1 protein-coding gene is annotated in these 612 nt (G+C 33.3%); it reads right to left on the bottom strand.

All coding sequences use genetic code 11. The features are described 5' to 3' along the window. Positions 1-100: 100 nt before the first annotated feature. A complete protein-coding gene (locus E2L07_RS20665; protein ID WP_134230544.1) occupies positions 101-391 on the bottom strand; it encodes an alpha-helical endospore appendage domain-containing protein in 291 nt (96 codons plus the stop codon). Between the last annotated feature and the right edge of the window lie 221 nt (positions 392-612).

Genomic DNA, 612 nt, shown 5'->3' with positions numbered 1-612 from the left:
TATCCATGAAAATGCACCTCGCAAATTGGTATTTTTGGTTGATTCGTTACTTCCATTTTACCATTTTTCGCTAAGGTGCATTTTTATTTTTTTTCGGATTTTATGGCTTTTTGAACAAGCTCTTAAATTGAAGAAGCATTTGAGTTTTTAGAACGGTTTTCAAAGTGCGATTGACACTCTCATTTACATTCACAAGCTGGGAAATGTTTGTGGCAGCTAAGTCGTTGTTAGGTAACGTTCCAACAACTGCTTGAACCTTTTCTGCTTCAGCGTTAATAATGTGTGCTAGCCCAAGTTCTTCAAATGCTACTGATGCTAATAATAGGTTAATGACATTTTCTCTAGTGATGTCAATCGTGGGTGTAACGTTAGGAATATTAGGAAAGCTCATCGTAAAATCACCTCATTTATTTTGTTTTTTTATATATTATGAAAAGCAGTACTACCCGTAATAGGTAACAAACCTAATCTATGTTTTTTTATTTAGAGCGTCCGGACAAAATTAATTTCTGCTTGGTTGATAGCGATTTTTACAGAAGAACTAGCGTAGAAAAAAATTAAATTAGGCTAAGAGCGGAGAGTGAGTTTACATTTTTTTTGAAATTATATTAA

This window comes from Halalkalibacterium halodurans (genome assembly GCF_004376175.1).
GTDB classification, from domain to species: Bacteria; Bacillota; Bacilli; order Bacillales; family Bacillaceae_D; genus Halalkalibacterium; species Halalkalibacterium halodurans.
This window is presented reverse-complemented; position numbering and strand designations above follow the sequence as displayed.